We start from the raw sequence: 17,833 nt of genomic DNA, 5'->3' as shown, positions 1-17,833 counted from the left end.
CTCGCTTTAATAATTTATCAGTTGGAAATACTTTTATTCTTTCTTTAGTAAAGACAAAAGCCTTTTTGATCTCAAGCGGTATATTTTTATGAATAATACAATAAATCTTCAAATGAACTAAATTCTGTAAAATGAGGCTCACTCAAAATGTCAGAAACTGAATAAGATTTATTGAGAACAGACAGATTTCTGTATAGTTTAATTAATTCCAAAAAAACAGAAAGTGCAGAGATTCTGTTCGAGTTGTCAAATAGATCAATCAATAGATATATGTTATGTGATGAAGAAAGAAATAGTCGAAATCGATATTCTTCTTTGTCTTCTCTGATTATTTTATTACAACTATAATTAATGATAGTAATATCAGAGTAATTCATTAATAGACTCATTTCGTTTACAGAGATTAAGTTTCCGTAAATTCCTTGATCAGTTAGTAATATCGAACAATTTATTTTTTCATAAATATTTACTTTTGGGATGAACCAAGAAATTACATTTTGAGTTATATCATATCTTATTGATAAGATATCTTTCATGAATTGAAAATGAGGAATGATTCGTTGAGTTTTGATAATATTTGATATTTGTTTTAATTCTTTTTTTTTGAAATCATAATACAATTCATCAAACTCTTTGATCGGTGGAAGATCGTGATCAGTTACTAATTCTGAATATTTAAGAAGATCTGAATATACTCGCGATAAGTTTTTTAGATTCTCAGGTTTTAGAGAATAGTTAGTAGTATTCATATATAACCTCTTTTTTTTGATAGTTATTTTTATGAATCAACTTGTTGTTATTTTACATAGTAATCCCTAAACAAAACATTTTGTTTTGAAAAAGAAGGCAGTTCTCTTACGAAATAATTCGATTAACTATTTTCTATAGATGTCTTCAGAAAGGAAATTGATTCACATCTGACACGATGAAGCGATCTCTAATCAGATGTTCTGGCTAAGGATATTAGTCATTTTGACAGTTTTTTAACAACAAAAACAGGAAAAGTTGTTTACAAATATTATTCTTAATTATGTTGTAAATAAAATACAAAATGCCTCGCATGTCAAGTTGAAATCAAAGAAAAATGAGATAATAATAGATTTTTTTTTGAAATTTATTTTTAGGAAAGTAATGACAACAAATATTCTGTCGTATAAATATAGCGTATTCCAACACTTACTCAGATTAATATTTCCTTTTAGTGCTAATTTAGCTTTTAATTTATTTAACTACGGTTCTTTGAGTTATATTCTTCTTAATATTTCCTTTTTACAATCTTCTCCCCACCTCCTAATAATTAATTACCAACCCGAAGAGTGGCGATAATAGAAAAAAGGATGAAGAATATTTTGCAGACTATAAATTTCATGCATAATCCTATTAGAGTTGGGGCTCACTTGGTATGATTCTATTATTGAGATTTTGTTGAATAGATGGAATTATATTAAATTAATACAGTAATTAATTTCAAGTGGCACCCGATGTTAAGTCGGCGGATAAGCTCTTGGATTAATTATCTGTACAGTTAGGTAAGTTGATTTGAGCCCGATGTTTAGTTCCCGGATACTCTTTGATACTTACCTTTCTTATTTATTTCTAAAAGTCTTCAATATTTTGGGAGAAAGGATTCTCCCCTTCTTATTTATTGAAATTTTAATTTAGAACGGTAAATCAGTGTCATCTTCAACGGGTGGTTGAATTGAACCGGAATTTTCATTTGTGCGAAGCCGATCATATTCGCTGACTGCCATTCTATTTAATTCATCTCTAAGTTCTTTAGGAATTACGACTGATTCACGCCATTTGCCATCTTTGCCTTTTTCACTTGGAGCGCCGACAAATAATCCGGTGGGACCATGAATCAGTTTAAACCCCTTTATTATTATACCTTCATCTGTTGTAATATCAATGAAGGCGCGTGTATTCCCTTCTGATTTCGTGAGTATAAAGAGCCTTGAAACGGTCATTTGTAATTCCTTATTATTAATAATATAAAATATTTCCGCAGAATTTTGATTTATGTTTTTAGAATTTGTTCAGGACACATTATTAGTCCTATTATAGATCATCTTTCTCGTCTTCATTAAAATAATACTCAACAATTTCCATAATATAACAAAATACGCCAAGTGGAAATAAAGTGCCTAGTGCAAAGTGCCATATACTTTTAGTAAAACACAACCAATAAATCAGATTGAACATAGTTTTTACCACCTATTTATTTGATGAAATATAATTTTACTAAACTTAGATTAATTCATTGAGTACTATCGGAAAGACAATCCCCAGCATAATATTCAACTACCTAAATGGTACCTCAGAAGGATTATTATATTTTCTTCTCAGGGCCCCATAGATATATGAGCCCAAGAAATGGTGGGCCATTGAAATCACATTTTTAATTGTAACAAGGATATCAATTTCCCCCAGCCAATATTTGCGAATTAGAGCAGAGCTGTAATTATTTATAATACTATTTAACGCGAAGGCAGCGAATGTGATATCATCCAGAAAACCAATCGGACCAAGAAAAGCTTCCGGCATCAAATCGATAGGAAGGATAAAATAAGAGATAGCGCTTACAAGTTTTATTTTCTCAATAGGTTTTATCTGAGGCTCAAGCATTAGTTTATAGAGGAGATAAAAAAAGTCAGGAGCTAGTAGGACATATTCCATCCATTTAGATGTTTTGCCATTTTTTGATTCTGCCCAATCAATAACTATTGATCTAAGCTTTGTATAAAAATTCTGATTTGTCATATAGTCACCCTTTAATGATGAAGTAAATTTTTAGTATTATTTTGGAGAGCTATACTTCACTTTTTTCGTAAAAGTAAAAATATATTAAGAATTACTGAACCCACAGCTGCAGCAGCTAAAGCCACATTCAAACCTTCATAAGAAATGTGAAGTTTATCCGCTCCCTTTTCAAGAACATCAACTGTTTTATCAAATACTTTTCTAGATACTTTAGATGGACTGTTAGTCATATTAACTCCTATGTTGTTTGCTTTTATTAATAGTAGAGCTCATATTATTTTCATAATTATTTCTAGAATAATTTAAGATCAGTGAAATAATGATGAGACAATAATAGTGAGAGTTGTATAAAATGTAGTATCATTTAATGATACTACTACCATACTCTTGTTGGGATCCCATTTTTAAATTGATAGACCAAAGGACATATCTAGAGGATGAAGCAGAATATCATTCATATACAACGAGATTATACGAATGAAAAATTAATACGAATTTTGCTGGGCACATAAATTACATCTTCTACTTTTATTTTTACATTTGATAACTTATTTAATTCATTTATATCAACAGAAATAAGAGCCCCTTGAATTGAGACACCGTTTGGAAGAATTGATTGTACTTTTTCTTGGAAATTAGTTAAAAAGAACTTGAAAGCTTGCGGTAAGAGAAGCGAATTACTGTTTAGTTCAATTTTTAATTTTACAATTTGTTTATTTCTATCTAACTCATGAAAAACAATTTTGATTGGGATTGCTATCTTCTTAGACATAAATTCAACAGCTACGTTAAAAAGAATTTCATTTGATTCAATTTTTAATTCACTTATTTCGTGGGGTGAATAATTATTGATAAGTTTATTCAACTCGGCAGCATTAATTTCAAGATTTGCCATTATTCCTCCATATTTTAATTTAATGAAAACTCTTTTAGCTCATTTGGACTTTCATCCATCATTTCTTCCTTTGAAAGGTTCATTACACCAGTTACTCCATTTCTTTCAAAAAAGATTATTCCCTCTATGTATATTGGAGGATTATCAAAAATGCAATCTGTATTAAAGTCTAAATTCTGATTTAGAGAAACTAAGCCCCATTTCCCTTCTTGTTTTACTGGAAGCATATTGAATTCTATATTGCCTACATCTTCATATTCGTAATCAGTAATTTGGTTCTCGTCAATATCGATAAATTTATAAACGCCATCTCTTTTAGCAAGAAATAAATCTTTAAAAATAATTTTAATATTATCATAGTGTGAATTAAAAAGGATATCACCGTCTTTCGAGATTAGAGAATATTTATCGCTACGTCTGACTACCGCATTATTATTGAAGAACTTAGAAATGTAATCATATTCGAACGGGATAATTGTTTTACCATTTATATCAGTACAGCCAAACATTTCATCATGTTGAAATCTTATTAGCCCACATGAGTATATATCGTCATCATAAAAATATTCGATATCGCTGATTTGCGATTTGTACCTCATTGGTATCACAAATTCACCATTCGTATTTATCAAACCTTCTGTTTTGACACTTCCATTTAATTCTATAGAAGCAACTTTTGCATAACCGTTATAGAATTGTGATGAAATTAGTATATCGTCAAATATCTTTTTTTCACGTCCAGATGTGTCAATTATATAAGTATTTTTTTGATCCGAAGTTATTGAAAATCCATCACCAAAATCATTTCCCCTAAAATATTTAACATCCACAATTACACTTCCATTTCTATCAATAAAGCCAAATTTAAGACCATTAAACACTTTTGCTAAGCCGTTATTAAATGACCCAATAAAGTATTCCGGGAAAAGATTTACAAAACCGTACTTATTAAGTAACCCGGGTGTTAGACTATCATTATACTTTGTAAATAACCTAGCACTTCCATCAATAAAATTACCATAAATTATTTTGGGACTGGTGTTCATACTTCCTCCTATTAAATTTCCAATGCGAAATTAAGCTAAGACATAGAAATGAAGGTATCATTTAATGATACTTTTATCAGACTCTATATGGGTCAGTTGGAAGACTGGAGAATTAAAATATGAAGCTTATTTCGATGGTTTGTTAATATGAATTGGGATAATGAGTTTAGGGTTAATAAAGGGGACATACTTTTTGAGTGTTGTAATAGCAACAGGTTTCGTAGGTTCATTGCTAATTGATTATATAATTATTAATTAACTTTATTTAACTACGGTTTTGGTTTTACAATAAATATTCACACTTAGTTTCATCCTCCACTAACTCAAACTTGTCCGAGATTACTTTTTAGAAAATGCTGATTCTTTTTTCGCAATCAAGCTAAATATTTACATGAATAAATTACAATAGGTTCGAACTGCGTTTAATAGGGGATTATGTCCCCTATTAAGTTAATTTTTATTTTCTTTTAAGCCCAGTTTAATCAGCCTACTATTTATAGCGCTTGGTTGCCGAGATAATTTTATTGCTATTTCACCTTCAGATATTTTTGCATTAAATAATCTTATCATTTCTTTCTCTTCTTCAACATTCCACTTTTCATATGCACGCTTATAGGTATTCTTTATTTCATATATACGATTTTTACCCTTGCCCTCAATGATATTTTGCATTTTATTAATTTGATCAACATCTGTTTTGTTAAGAGTAACTGATGCCGCTAATTCTCCAGAGATAAATTGTTTTAACAATACTCTTAGTGAATCATTTGATATTGTTATTTCAGTTCTTATTTCATCCGCAGCCGTTTGCATAATTTCATCGTTTTCACTTTCTTCCTCAAGTTCTTCTAAAATCCTATTGTTATACTCATAATCATCATTGCAACACGAGATGGGGTGGCCACAACAACCACAGCAAGGTTGAGTATCATTATCTTCATCATAGTACATTTTGCAATGTGGACACCATGCCATATATTTTCCTCCTATTAACGTTTAGAAATTATTACGTAATTATTATTTTTACTGATAAATTTTCCATAGAAGATTTTATACGATTCATAATTAAAACATTCACATATCTTAATAATAAATTCTCCTTGTTCATTATCTTTATTAAAGATAGCTGTCACAAAAACATTTTTATCACTTTGAATTGCTATCTCAATCTCCTCTCTATTAATAATTAGACCATTAGGGATATTAACTTAAATATTTCTCCGTAAGTTTTTTGTAATTCAATAATTGTTACTTCTTCTATAATCTTTTTCATTTTTGATATGCCATTATTAACAAAGATTTAGCTCTTGTCATACCAACATATAAACTATTTCTGAATTTTATTGACATATCTCCTTTGGGTTTATCAATATCAGCTAAGATTATTATGTTATTTTCCAAACCTTTAAAATTTTTAATTTCTGCAAAACTAATATCAGAAATAGGTAAATGTCTCATTGAATATTCATCAAGTTCTTTGATTTTTTTTAAAGTTGTAGTTGGTAAAAGTTTATAAATCGCTGATTCTCTAAAAGTGTTTGGAGAAAGAATTGTAATTTCGTTTTTTTCAGCTCCACTATCTAACAAATCTTTAATTACATTATTTAATTCCGCACCGTCCTTGAAATATAATTCTTTTACCTCTGGGCCATGAATGTCAGATTTTTCTATTGATGGAAAATTCAAAATGTCTTTAACTCTACTAACAATTTGCTTCGTATTTCTTAAATTTTTATTCAGATTAATATTGTTACTACGAAAACTAAGTAAGAATTCAACACCAGTATCATTGTCGTCTATAAAGACAAGTGACTGGTTTTGCTTATCAAGAAAAGCATACCATATACCCTTTTCTAGTCCATTTAATAGAGAATTTTCAAGAACATCAATATCACTAATCTGGAGATCTTGTGCTTCATCAATAATCATCACATCATAAAACTCAATATTATTTGTCAACATATCCAACTTTAGACTATCAAAGGTAGAAACAAATACATTTTTTAATGAAATATCACTACTAAGAGAATGCCTAAGCCAATTAGACTTACAAATTAGAGACACTTTTTTGTTAGACATTGCAAATCTACGAGCTAATTCAATTGCAAGGATTGTTTTTCCAGTACCGGCTCCTCCTTCAACACAAATACGTGGTATCTGCATGGCAATGTCAAGATAATTAAATTGTTTTTCAGTTAATACAAGACGTTGTTCTTCCAATAAAGTCAACTTATTCCTCATGTCCAATGCAAAATCAAAATTTGGTCTCAACTTATTTTTAATCTCTTCAATTTCTTTTTCTATTAAATATTTGTCAGAATTATTTGAATAATGTGATAGAAAATTTTTAAGCCAAATGCCAAAAACCATTAAATCGTTTTTGTCACAAATTGTATCACGATTAAATTCAATTGAAGTAATTCGATTATTCCAAATAGTATCAGGAAATACTACACCATAGGCAGTTGGGGAATAGAATCCTAAATTTATGTCTCGAATAATGCTAAAAAGATTTTCTTCCGCTTGGTGGAAAGGGGGTTCCTTTAGTTGGTGACGTTGATTATTTCTATCAGTTGAATACCACTTCCCATCACTAACACTAATCCCGCCACCTTTTACTTCAAGAATGAATAGACCATATTTACTAAGAAAAAGAAAATCTGATTCACCAACAAACTTATATCTGTTAATATGATTTGGAATTAATATAGAATGAAAAGCATAACTTGGTCCTTCTATAAAATCTATTTCCTTCAACGCCTTAAAGACTTTCATTTCAGCTTCTTTATGGGAACTATAATTGTAGAAAATATTTGGAATCATTTTCATAATACATTTTCCTTATTCAGAAATCAAAGTATTGTAGATTTTTACATACTTTTCCAAATCAAATGGTAGTACCTTCAATGAGTTTTGAATTTCTAGGTCCTTAAAGAAAACCTCTCTATACTTTATCTCCTCCTCTGTAATAAAGTAAGTTGATTTATCTACTTGAATCTCAGTGGGATTTGGGAGCACATATTTATATTTGACATAATTACCACTAATAAGTTTATTATATTTTTGTTTTACAAGCTCATTATTTTCCATACAGACAAGAAGATCAAACAGTGTTCTCATTTGTTTTAAATGACTATAATCATTTTTCGCATAGGAAACCATTACATCGGAAATGAAATTTTGCAAACCGTTAAAACTCTTTATCTCACTTGGTATCCTAAAATATTTATCTTTTATCCCCAATAAAAATGCGATTATCACAATATCTTCTCCTGATAAGAGTTCATAATAAGCTGGTCGTGTTTGTAAAAAATCATTAAGATTCTCTTTATTAAAGAGAACTATCAAACATTTTTCAAGGTGAGATTTCGATCTCTTAATGTACTCTGATACAGTAAATTCTTTTTTTTGTATAAAGTTCAATAGAGAATCTGCTATTTCTTTAGCTCTTTTCCCTTTATCGGAAGATTCCGAATTACCATATTCTTCTAGATAATTTATTATATCAGATTTGAAATCTTTTGAATTAATTAATATGCTGATAATTTTATGCTTGATGTTACTTGACGTGCTTTCAAAAAATAGCTTTAAAAAATCTATATTTGTTGCTTCTTCAAAATTAATATCTAACTCTTGCTTAGCTAATTTTTGAAAAGCCTCATTAGCAGTGGCACTAATGCACGTAAAATTAAATAATGATGCAATACCACCTCCAAAACTATATATTTTTGTATAATCAAGACTAACGTTTATATTTTCAAAAGGTTCTAGAAGGAAATTTTTGTCTAAACTAAATAATTTTTTATCTGTTTTAATTTTTATATCACCAATATTAATACTAGATAGAACCGAACTTTGGCTTAAAAAATCATTTTTAGATTTATTGTCAGGGAAAATTATTGATTTAATGTTAGACAACGATATTGGCGGGGTGATTAAGAAATAATCATAATTATCATATTTTTCATCAATTGAAAATATTTCTTGGCTTATTTGGGGGGAAATATTTCCATTTTCACATTCAGCAGAATCAAAGATTTCATTATTTATATTAGTTTGGTTCTTTGTTCTGCCAATACCCCATAGCCCTAAACACACTATTTCTACTAATACTATGAGAATAGAAGAGTCTTTGCCATTTTTTTTATTTATAATGTTTATTGGTATTTTATCTTTAACTAGAGGAATATAACCAGGGAAAAGTCTTAATGAATCTTCATAATACTTTTTATAACCATTTATGTCGGGGATAATTCCAACGGTTAAAATATTTTTAAGATTTTCGCTATTTGTTACATAATATAATGTGTTGTTTTTCATTATTAACCTATCTAGTTAAATTTCTATTCTTTTTAAAAGATTTTCATCATTAGGCAATATATTAACAATATCCGAATTGATTAAACCGTTTTTAACTATAAATAAGCTCTGTCTAGCTCTGGAAATCATAACATAAAATCTTTTTTTTTTTGACTCATCTATGGTTAGATAATAAGGAAATTGATCAATATCAACGATAAAAACTGAATCAAACTCAGTTCCTTTTACTGATTTGTCATTTAGCAGAACTATACCACTTTCAGTGAAATCTATTTCTACATTTGCGCCGTTTTTATTGTTTATATAATAGCTGACTTTGGGGGGTGGGTTATCAAACTGATTAGTATTTGGGCTTATAAGTGCATCACGGTATTTAAATAGAATTTGTGAATTGGGACAAAATACTCCTATCAAATAATTGGGGTTACTGTCATATTCTCTTAATATTCTCTCAATAATGTTATTAAAATTTTTATAATTGAGTAACAGTGGGACATGGGCCGACTTTTTATTATGTGAGGGTAAATTTGGTTTTGGAGTAGTTGGATCGGTAAAAAAATGATGTGATAATCGTGCAATATCAAAAGTATTGCGAAAGTTTTCATCCAATTCAATTGGTTCTGTAGCCAGCTCCTCCTTTAATTCTCTAATTGAGGAATTTTCTTCTGTAATTTGCTGATTTTGGTCGGCAACAACAAAGAAATTTTCAAAACCATCTTCAATTAGTGTTCTATAAAATAATGGATTCATATCCTGTCCTTCATCTATAACAATTGAAGTAGTTGAAGGAATTATTTTTTCTCCTTTTCCCTCTCTTTTTTTTCTATCATTTTGAATAAAGGCAATTATTGTATTGTAATCTGGCTTTTGCTTTTGTCTCTCAGGTATATTTTGCCCTCCCATTCGCATGTAATATAAACTATAAAACCAACTTAAGTATGTTTTTGAATTTATTTTCTGATTAGCTAATTGTTTTGTTGCTGAATTTAACACATGATTATAAACTAGGAATATATAGTCCGGACTTTCCTTCGCCATTCTAAGAACTCTCATGAGTGCAACAACAGATTTACCCGTTCCTGGTCCACCGGTTATTAGATGCTGCCCAGTTAATGGAAGTCTATTGACCTCATCTTGTTTTTTTGTTAAATCTGCAAAATTGGGTAAACTAAACTTTCTTTCTGCCATTAAAATACTCCTTAATAAATTCTAGAAATTGAGGTATTCCCTTTTGCTTGTCGCCCTTGATATAAACTCTGTCAAGAAAAATGTTATTATAGTCGCAAGCCGTTTCAGGTATATATAGGCAAGAGTTGCAAGCTGCTCTATTTAGGTTTGCCGGACCGTGTCCTTCGCTTTCAGCGCAAATAGGATCATTGGAACACCATTCAGCTTTATTAAATATATTTATAAGAATTGACAGAAATTCTTCCGGTTCACCTTTCTCAATAATTCCTCCCAAAGTACCAACAATATCAGGAACAGCTACATAAATTAACACTCCAGCCAAATTAGATGAACTACTTGAAAAAATTCTTTCCTTCAAGGATGCAGCAGGATATCCAGCAGAATTTTCTAGCTCCTTTATTAAGAGATGAGCAAAAGTATGTAGAAAAATAAATCTTGAAGAAAGATTCAAATCCTTGAATGAAGAATCTTCAAGATCCTTAACTCTCAATGATATTTCATTAGTCCTTTTTACAATACCGTCAAGTGATTCCCAAGCTCTTAATATTCCTTCAGGGAAGGAAATAAATATTCCTTCACCATACAGTTCAATTGCAGGTAACCAATTTTCGGAGTCATCAATATCAGGTTTAACCATTTTATGAGGTTCTTGTTGTTTGATTCTAAAAAATCCTTTGAATATTTCTATGACACGCAATCTTTGTGCAATTACTAATTTGTCAATTATATTTATATAAAGGGAAAAATCAGAATCACTTAATTTGTTGGGCAAATTTTTCCATTCACTTGTTTTATGCGATGTAATAAAATCTTCAGTTTCATCGAAATCAATTATTTCTGTAGTGAACGCTTTATACTCATCATCTGAAAGATCCGGTAGATTACAATCTTCCATAACTTCATTTATTTCTTTTATTTCATGGTAAGCTCTCAGCAATTGTTCTTCAGTACAATTAAACTTTTTAGTGTATTTACAAATTATAGATTCCCTTCTTAATGGCGGAGCGGTTTCAATTCTAGCCAGTTCACTAAAACATTCAGTTTCATTTAGAATTTTTTCTTTTAATCCACTTTTATTATTTCTTGATTCTGGGGGAATTACTATTGCTCGTTGTTTTACCGGAGAATAAATTCTTGGATCGCTAACACTTACAATATATGTTTCGAAGTCTTCCCTTGTTGCAGGATAAAAATCCGATTCCCATGGCTGGAATTTTATTTTATTCACATCAATTGGTTTCTTATTAAGTATATTCTTTTCTGCATTACATTTTTGGCACTTAATTATTGTCTTACCATTTACAGATTCACTTATGATAAGATAATTGTTCTCTAACTCTTGACGACACTGATTGTTATCATGCGCAATGAAATGCCATGGAACTTCACTAAGATGGCCGTAGTTACTTATTAAAACCCATGATACTTGTTGCAAACGACCGTTACATTTTGGATTTTTGCACTTTAAAATCTCCACATCTTCTTGATTTTTCCATGGATTATAATGCAAAAGTTTACATTTATTACATTTTGTCCATTTGGGGAAAATAACAGCGGATAAAGTTTTACCAATTAAAACTTCTTTACCATCATTTATTTCGATCCTCGCATCCGGTGGTTTTAATAATTGTTTGTGAGGAATACCGAGATAGCATTTTACCCTATTTACATTTTTAATTGAATATTTTATTCTTTCATATTCTGATAAATCCCATTTTCTAATATCAGGAATTGTAACTAGGTTGTCGTAAACATCTCTTAAAAGAGAGCCGGTCCCTGAAAACGATGTGAGATGTGAAAACCGAATTTGAGAATAAATATCTTTCATAATTATATTTCTAATTTTGTTATTATTATCGAATTATTTTCTACATTACGCATTGAATTCAAAGTGGGCCAAGGCCAGCTGTCTGCAGTTAAATTAAATTCAGTAGTAAGTAAAAAATTAGGCCCATTATCTTTCCTGTCCTTTTGACAATAGTTTAGATTTGCCCCTCGATCTTTATTGTTATTTATTAGTATTATTTTTTCCCAATCGTCTAAAATATTATCAATGTGTTGGTCTATTTTATGTTGTAGTAAATCTTGTTCTGGTAACGCTTGTTTAATACGACTTTTTAATAATTCGATGGCTTTTAATATATTATTATCTTTTCTAACAAAATGGCGAGAAGATGTATTCATTAACATTTTGGGAACACCATGGCGTATTACATTAACTATAGCAGCATGTAAAGCTCTTTTTCTGGCTTGATAAGTAAATGGAGTTAGACTTGTGGGTTCAACAAATCTATAAAATGATTCATGGTATGGGCGAAAATTTTCATAATATGCTAAGCTACGAGTTTGTGTTTTAAAGTAATTAACAAATACTATGCCTGGTACACGACCTCGACCAACTCTACTTGTACTTTGTATATACTCTGCTGTGGTAAGAGGCTGACCACTTACAACCATTAAAGCCAATCTTTTCTTGTCCAATCCGGTTGCAATAATATTTGTAGCGAGTAAAGATTCAATGCAATTATCTTCATTTCTCTCAATCTCTAACTCTTTGAATAATTTGTTGTTATTTTCTGAGCTTCTAGAACTACTTAATACTTCAGGAGTAAGATTTCTTAAAGGAAAAAATTTCCTCTTAATTCCTTCTGAGAATTCAAGGTCTTCTTGAGATTTTAGATTTTTCTTTTTAATAAAATCATCAAAATCTGAAATATTTTTAAATTTATCCAAATTGACATTTGGGAAACTTTCACGTACAAAATTGAGAATACTCATATATCTTATTCTTTCATATTCCTTGATAATTTCTGTATAAAATAGATTTTGAGTATTCTGGAGTCCTTTAATACTTCCATGGTAAATAATTTGAGTCCACCAAGCATCAAGCAATTCCTCCTGATTATAATTGAACAGAGTTTGTGGAGTTGCTAATATATTTGCAATTAAAGGAACAATTGATTCAGATTTTGTTTTATTATGTGTTAGAAATCCAAGGTATAACCGCCCAGGTTTACTCTGAATAGGAATAGTCTTTGAAAAATATGAATCATCGAAGTTTAAGCCTATTGGGGGAAATATTTCTGCCTTTCTTCCATATAGAAGTGTTGTTTGATCGTTTGCGTTTTTAATTGTAGCAGTGGAAGCTATATATTTAGCAGTAACTCCCCGTAATTGTATGATTGTGTCAAAACTGACTTCATATAATCCTACAATTGACCCTAGAGACCCAGAGATTAAGTGAAGTTCGTCTTGGATTATTAATTCAGGTGGTCTACTATTGTTATAATTGAAAAATCTATGTGTGTTTTCATTAAATGTAACTTGTGCAAATTTATCAACAGTTCCAATTAATAATGAAGGTGGTAGTTCATAAAGTTCTTCATCAACGACGTTCACAGGTAATTCTTCAAAATTATTTAGATTAGTATCGCAAGTAGGATTCAAGCACTTGAAGAAAAATTTATTAGTTAATACATAACTTTCATTTTTAAATTCATGATTACACCAAGGACAATGCGTAAGTACTAACTTAGAATTCTGGTTACCAAGCTTTAAAATTTTACCAACTTGTTCACGAGTGTTTGGGGAAGACGATCCACCAACCCATAATCCAATTGTAAATTTTTCATTACCAAGAAGGCTTAAATTCTTTAAACGAATAAGCTCAAGTGCAATTATGATTTTACTGGCTCGAATAAACTGGTCGGTTGAAAGTAATCTTAAAGTATATCTCATAATTACTGCTGTACCCGAACAACTACTCGAGTATTTTAATCTTCTGTATAATAACAAAATAGCCGTAAGCCCAAGATATGCTTCTGTTTTACCGCCTCCAGTAGGGAACCAAATTAAATCTAGTGTAAGTTTATCAGGGCTGCTGTCTATTAATGTTGACTCCAATGATGTTAAAATAAATGCGAGTTGGAAAGGATGCCAAATAAAATCTTTATTGTCTGTTTTATTTTGGCTGTTATTTTGTAGAAATATAGCTTCATTAGCCAAAGCAAAAGCAAGTCTTGCATGGTAATTATCAGAAAGAAGTTGAATACTTTTTCTCATTTTTTGATTAGCAATATTCTGCTTCTTAATAATATTTGAGGCTATGCTTTTTTCGTTTTCATCAAAATCTATCAACATCGTTTCTTGTTCTGAAATCCATGAATTGTAACCATTAACAAATTGAGTTAATTCAGCAATAAGTTTGTTGTTATCCTTTTGCATTAAATATTTTGTACTTAATATCGAATTACTATCATCTTTAACAACATCGACTTGAGGTACTTCAACTTTAGGAATAAAATCAATCCAAATTTCGGGGGCTTTATTTCTCTTTATGTCCCAATCGACTGCTACTCCATGCCCAATTGCATACATTTTTACATTCCGATATCTAAATTCATTTTCTCTTTCTTCCTGAGAAAGCCGAAAGTAATTAGTTCGGGGATAGTCTCCAACCTTACCTTTATGAACAATGCATTTTAATTCTAAATTGAAAATGGTCTTTTCATTAATTTCTTCTTTTTCATAATGCTGATATTTCTGTGTATTTGCCAAAGATATGGTTACTATGTAGCCTATATGATGTTTTCTCCATTTAGCAGCAATTTTCGCTTTTGTAAGCCCATCTTTCCCTTTGAAAATTGCATATTCTGTAACACCAGTAGGATAAAAATTAAGTGATTCAGTCTCTCGATGAAAATATTCTCGACCCCATTTTTGTTCTAAAAATTTAGCTTCTTCATTTCTTCTTAAGGTTCTACCCTGACTACTTTTTTCTCCCTCTTTTACAAAATAAGATGCATTAAAAATGACCTCTATTTCTATTTCTTCTCCAATTACATAAAAAGACAACCCAGCTGAAGAAGGAGGGAGGTAAGTTCTATTTTTCTTTAAATATTTTGTTTTTTTCTTAGAGCCATCTTCTAGATCTTCAAACTCAATATTATCGTCATCATCCTCAAAATTTAACTCTTCATTTTCTTGGTTATCTTGTGAAGAGGGATACAAGAAACCAGAATAAATTATGTCTAAAGGAGCTGATCCAATTATTATATTGTAATTATCACCTTTCCCATTTAATTCAGAAATAATATAGTTTACAAATTCTAATCTTACTTTGCTATAATCCATTTTTTTGCCAATTTTTTATTGTGCGAGTTATTTAACTTTTTTGCTAATAAAGTTTTTCAAAAAAATTAAAATCTTATTGAGTCATTAATTAATCTCTGCATTACTTAAAAACCATTATCTATTATATTTTTACTTCGAATTATTTGAAGCATTTTAGGAGTTTTCCCGAGTATTTCTAGCATAATATTTTATCCAAAATATTCCAAAGAGTAAGGTAAAAATTCCACTGAAAATTCCATGAGCTGTTCTGGTAAAAAACATGATGATTGTTATTATTATTAGATACATACCAAATATTCTTAACTTTCTCTGTTTATAAAGGTTCTTTAGAATGAGATAATGTACAATGATTGTAATTACTGCTGGAACAATAAAACAAAATGCACCCAATGCATCTACCCTCCCTTTGATAAGTTTTTTATACTTAAAATTTTTATTTTATCTAAGATATAAAAAATAATAAAAAGATGTAATTGTCTTATTCTAGTTCCAATCGCTCTATCACTCAATGAGATTTTCTATTTGTAAAAAAAATGCTTTTCCTCTCGACAAACTCTGACCTGCCCCAATAAGTTGTACCAGTAATTAAGTTATTATCTATCATCAAGCACTGGAAAATTGATGAGGGATTAATACCTCCGGTACCGGAGGTCGAAAATTTAAAGAGCTATGTGGTCGTTTTTTGTTGTAATGATTCCTCCATTGCTCAGTTATTACTCTTACCACTAAAAAAATATCAAATATTTCGCCGTTCAACAACTCATATCTCAATTTTCCGTTAAACGAATCGGTGTATCCATTCTCCTACTTTGGAGTACCTCGGCTTCACGCAATTTGCGAATAATCTGTTCTGCTGTAAATCTTTTTTGCTCATGACTTTCCTCCTTCACTACAAATTTAATAATTATATTTCTTTTTGGGGGGCAGGTCAGGGACAAGTCATATTTTATTAGCTATCTCAGTATACTCCTAATTCTTTTATATATTCTATGTCTTCCGCTGAATTCATATCTAACGTATTCATGTTTATAACTTCAACTGAGTGTTCGACTTCCAAGATATCGCCTTCCAATTTTTTGTTGTTGATAGTACTAGGTTTTAAGGCGATTTCTACGGCTTCTTTTAGCGAGTTTGCTTCGACCTTGATTTCGGTTCTGCAAACCCATTGTACTGGTATAGTATAGGTTTTCAATTTAACTCCCATTTATAAAAAAATAAATTATATTTAATTTTCGATACTTTTTTTCAATTGTTTAATTGAATTTTATGTAATAGAAGAGAACAATAAGGTATCAGATAACCAATCCTGAAATTTGTAAACGTAATTAAAATGATATTAATCTTGAGAGTCTAGCAAAATTGTGAGAATCGATTCGGCTATTTGAATTTAAAAAGAGATCCTAGAGCACGTTACTCTAAGATCTCCCACAATCACAAGTTATGCACAAGGAGTTGTATCATAACAAGCTGAACGAAATTAACAGAATTTAATAATAAAACCAAGGCTACTTATAAAGTAGAATATCAATTAAAGAATAGTCCCTTTTCTACTCCCTCTCTCATTTTTTCAGCAAATTAAGACATTCTACTATTGCAAAAACTATTGCAAAAATTATAACCCCTTGTTTTATAACACTTTACACAAACATGAAACTTCCTTGTAACGGGTCCGAGTCCCATCGCCAGCTCAAAAACCCCGAATATCGCAAGAATTCGGGGTTTTGTTTTATAAAGCATGACTCCAAAAACTAAAATTAACCCAAATCAACCCCATTTTACCCCCAATAATCACAAATACTATTACAAAACTATTACAAAAACTATGAGAATTTTTGATAGATATATGAATGAATTGCTCGAAATTTTCCTTGAAAATGTTTGATTATAGTGGAGTGAAATTCGACTGTTTTTCACGCAGGAGGTCGCGAGTTCAGGTCTCGTCGGCCTAGCTAAAATGTCCTACAATTCTATGAGTTACAGCACCTTTTCTTGCTAATCAAATAACTGATGTATGTGGAAAATGGCAAGTTTTATTGAACTATTTTTTTAGATTTATAGTATTAATTATGAGTGAAAAATGGATTTTAACAAAATAAAAATCGCATTAGCTGAAGACGAAATGAATTCAGGACTTGGAATTATTGTCCATGAATTAGAAAATGAAGGTTATACAGTTGAGGTTAACGGACAGAAAGTTACGTCAGATGGAATATTTGAAGGTAACTTTGAGGAATTAGAAAAAGAAAATGAGCTGATTTTTGTACTTTTTCAGTCTAATGAATTGGTAGAAAAATATAAAATCGATTTCATTGATTTTTACGAAATAGAATTCAAAGAATTAACTTTTTAGAATTATAATCCTTATCTATAAGTTCAATAATAAATTTGCCTATCTTCTCTGCTAGTAAAGGTGGGACTGCATTCCCGATCATCCTATCAATTTTTTCTCTATTGAGATTAGCTGCAAAAATGAAATCCCCCTTGTTTGAAG

The 17,833-nt window shown here is 30.2% G+C and carries 15 protein-coding genes; 1 reads left to right on the top strand and 14 read right to left on the bottom strand.

The features are described from left to right. Window positions 1-86: 86 nt before the first annotated feature. From KF816_06505 to KF816_06440, 14 genes are all read right to left on the bottom strand, one after another. On the bottom strand, window positions 87-749 hold the full coding sequence (locus KF816_06505; GenBank protein MBX3007664.1) for a hypothetical protein: 663 nt from the start codon (window positions 747-749) through the stop codon (window positions 87-89). A 909-nt stretch (window positions 750-1,658) separates the two neighbouring features. Beyond that, window positions 1,659-1,967, bottom strand: a complete 309-nt coding sequence (locus KF816_06500) for a septation protein SpoVG family protein (GenBank protein ID MBX3007663.1) — start codon at window positions 1,965-1,967, stop codon at window positions 1,659-1,661. Window positions 1,968-2,301: 334 nt separating this feature from the next. Continuing rightward, a complete protein-coding gene (locus KF816_06495; GenBank protein ID MBX3007662.1) occupies window positions 2,302-2,760 on the bottom strand; it encodes a DUF1232 domain-containing protein in 459 nt (152 codons plus the stop codon). A gap of 56 nt (window positions 2,761-2,816) precedes the next feature. Further along, window positions 2,817-2,990, bottom strand: coding sequence for a hypothetical protein (locus tag KF816_06490; GenBank protein ID MBX3007661.1), 174 nt, complete (start codon window positions 2,988-2,990; stop codon window positions 2,817-2,819). A 239-nt stretch (window positions 2,991-3,229) separates the two neighbouring features. Then, the gene (locus tag KF816_06485) at window positions 3,230-3,655 is read right to left on the bottom strand and encodes a hypothetical protein (GenBank protein MBX3007660.1); all 426 of its coding nucleotides are present in this window, start codon (window positions 3,653-3,655) and stop codon (window positions 3,230-3,232) included. A 14-nt stretch (window positions 3,656-3,669) separates the two neighbouring features. Next, a complete protein-coding gene (locus KF816_06480; GenBank protein MBX3007659.1) occupies window positions 3,670-4,701 on the bottom strand; it encodes a WG repeat-containing protein in 1,032 nt (343 codons plus the stop codon). Window positions 4,702-5,151: 450 nt separating this feature from the next. Further along, a complete protein-coding gene (locus KF816_06475; protein ID MBX3007658.1) occupies window positions 5,152-5,676 on the bottom strand; it encodes a hypothetical protein in 525 nt (174 codons plus the stop codon). A gap of 294 nt (window positions 5,677-5,970) precedes the next feature. Further along, window positions 5,971-7,530, bottom strand: a complete 1,560-nt coding sequence (locus tag KF816_06470; GenBank protein MBX3007657.1) for an NERD domain-containing protein — start codon at window positions 7,528-7,530, stop codon at window positions 5,971-5,973. 12 nt (window positions 7,531-7,542) lie between these two features. Next, the gene (locus KF816_06465) at window positions 7,543-9,021 is read right to left on the bottom strand and encodes a hypothetical protein (GenBank protein ID MBX3007656.1); all 1,479 of its coding nucleotides are present in this window, start codon (window positions 9,019-9,021) and stop codon (window positions 7,543-7,545) included. 15 nt (window positions 9,022-9,036) lie between these two features. Further along, window positions 9,037-10,209, bottom strand: a complete 1,173-nt coding sequence (locus KF816_06460; GenBank protein MBX3007655.1) for an AAA family ATPase — start codon at window positions 10,207-10,209, stop codon at window positions 9,037-9,039. Next, on the bottom strand, window positions 10,190-12,037 hold the full coding sequence (locus KF816_06455; protein ID MBX3007654.1) for a DUF1998 domain-containing protein: 1,848 nt from the start codon (window positions 12,035-12,037) through the stop codon (window positions 10,190-10,192). The genes KF816_06460 and KF816_06455 overlap by 20 nt, the downstream gene beginning before the upstream one ends. A 2-nt stretch (window positions 12,038-12,039) precedes the next feature. Next, complete coding sequence (locus KF816_06450) at window positions 12,040-15,342, bottom strand: hypothetical protein (GenBank protein MBX3007653.1); 3,303 nt, start codon at window positions 15,340-15,342, stop codon at window positions 12,040-12,042. A 603-nt stretch (window positions 15,343-15,945) separates the two neighbouring features. Further along, window positions 15,946-16,113: an integrase core domain-containing protein gene (locus tag KF816_06445; GenBank protein MBX3007652.1), complete on the bottom strand. Its 168-nt coding sequence runs from the start codon at window positions 16,111-16,113 to the stop codon at window positions 15,946-15,948. A 187-nt stretch (window positions 16,114-16,300) separates the two neighbouring features. Next, window positions 16,301-16,534 (bottom strand): hypothetical protein, encoded by a 234-nt coding sequence (locus KF816_06440; GenBank protein ID MBX3007651.1) that lies wholly within the window; start codon window positions 16,532-16,534, stop codon window positions 16,301-16,303. 885 nt (window positions 16,535-17,419) lie between these two features. On the opposite strand from KF816_06440, the gene KF816_06435 reads away from it, so the two are divergent. Beyond that, window positions 17,420-17,692 (top strand): hypothetical protein, encoded by a 273-nt coding sequence (locus KF816_06435; protein ID MBX3007650.1) that lies wholly within the window; start codon window positions 17,420-17,422, stop codon window positions 17,690-17,692. Window positions 17,693-17,833 lie beyond the last annotated feature (141 nt).

This window comes from Melioribacteraceae bacterium (genome assembly GCA_019638015.1).
Taxonomy (GTDB): Bacteria; Bacteroidota; Ignavibacteria; order Ignavibacteriales; family Melioribacteraceae; genus JAHBUP01.
This window is presented reverse-complemented; position numbering and strand designations above follow the sequence as displayed.

Excerpts from the sequence above, each read along its gene's own strand:
- KF816_06505 (MBX3007664.1), bottom strand. The coding sequence starts at position 749 with ATGAATACTACTAACTATTCTCTAAAACCTGAGAATCTAAAAAACTTA.
- KF816_06500 (MBX3007663.1), bottom strand. The coding sequence starts at position 1,967 with ATGACCGTTTCAAGGCTCTTTATACTCACGAAATCAGAAGGGAATACA.
- KF816_06495 (MBX3007662.1), bottom strand. The coding sequence starts at position 2,760 with ATGACAAATCAGAATTTTTATACAAAGCTTAGATCAATAGTTATTGAT.
- KF816_06490 (MBX3007661.1), bottom strand. The coding sequence starts at position 2,990 with ATGACTAACAGTCCATCTAAAGTATCTAGAAAAGTATTTGATAAAACA.
- KF816_06485 (MBX3007660.1), bottom strand. The coding sequence starts at position 3,655 with ATGGCAAATCTTGAAATTAATGCTGCCGAGTTGAATAAACTTATCAAT.
- KF816_06480 (MBX3007659.1), bottom strand. The coding sequence starts at position 4,701 with ATGAACACCAGTCCCAAAATAATTTATGGTAATTTTATTGATGGAAGT.
- KF816_06475 (MBX3007658.1), bottom strand. The coding sequence starts at position 5,676 with ATGGCATGGTGTCCACATTGCAAAATGTACTATGATGAAGATAATGAT.
- KF816_06470 (MBX3007657.1), bottom strand. The coding sequence starts at position 7,530 with ATGAAAATGATTCCAAATATTTTCTACAATTATAGTTCCCATAAAGAA.
- KF816_06465 (MBX3007656.1), bottom strand. The coding sequence starts at position 9,021 with ATGAAAAACAACACATTATATTATGTAACAAATAGCGAAAATCTTAAA.
- KF816_06460 (MBX3007655.1), bottom strand. The coding sequence starts at position 10,209 with ATGGCAGAAAGAAAGTTTAGTTTACCCAATTTTGCAGATTTAACAAAA.
- KF816_06455 (MBX3007654.1), bottom strand. The coding sequence starts at position 12,037 with ATGAAAGATATTTATTCTCAAATTCGGTTTTCACATCTCACATCGTTT.
- KF816_06450 (MBX3007653.1), bottom strand. The coding sequence starts at position 15,342 with ATGGATTATAGCAAAGTAAGATTAGAATTTGTAAACTATATTATTTCT.
- KF816_06435 (MBX3007650.1), top strand. The coding sequence starts at position 17,420 with ATGGATTTTAACAAAATAAAAATCGCATTAGCTGAAGACGAAATGAAT.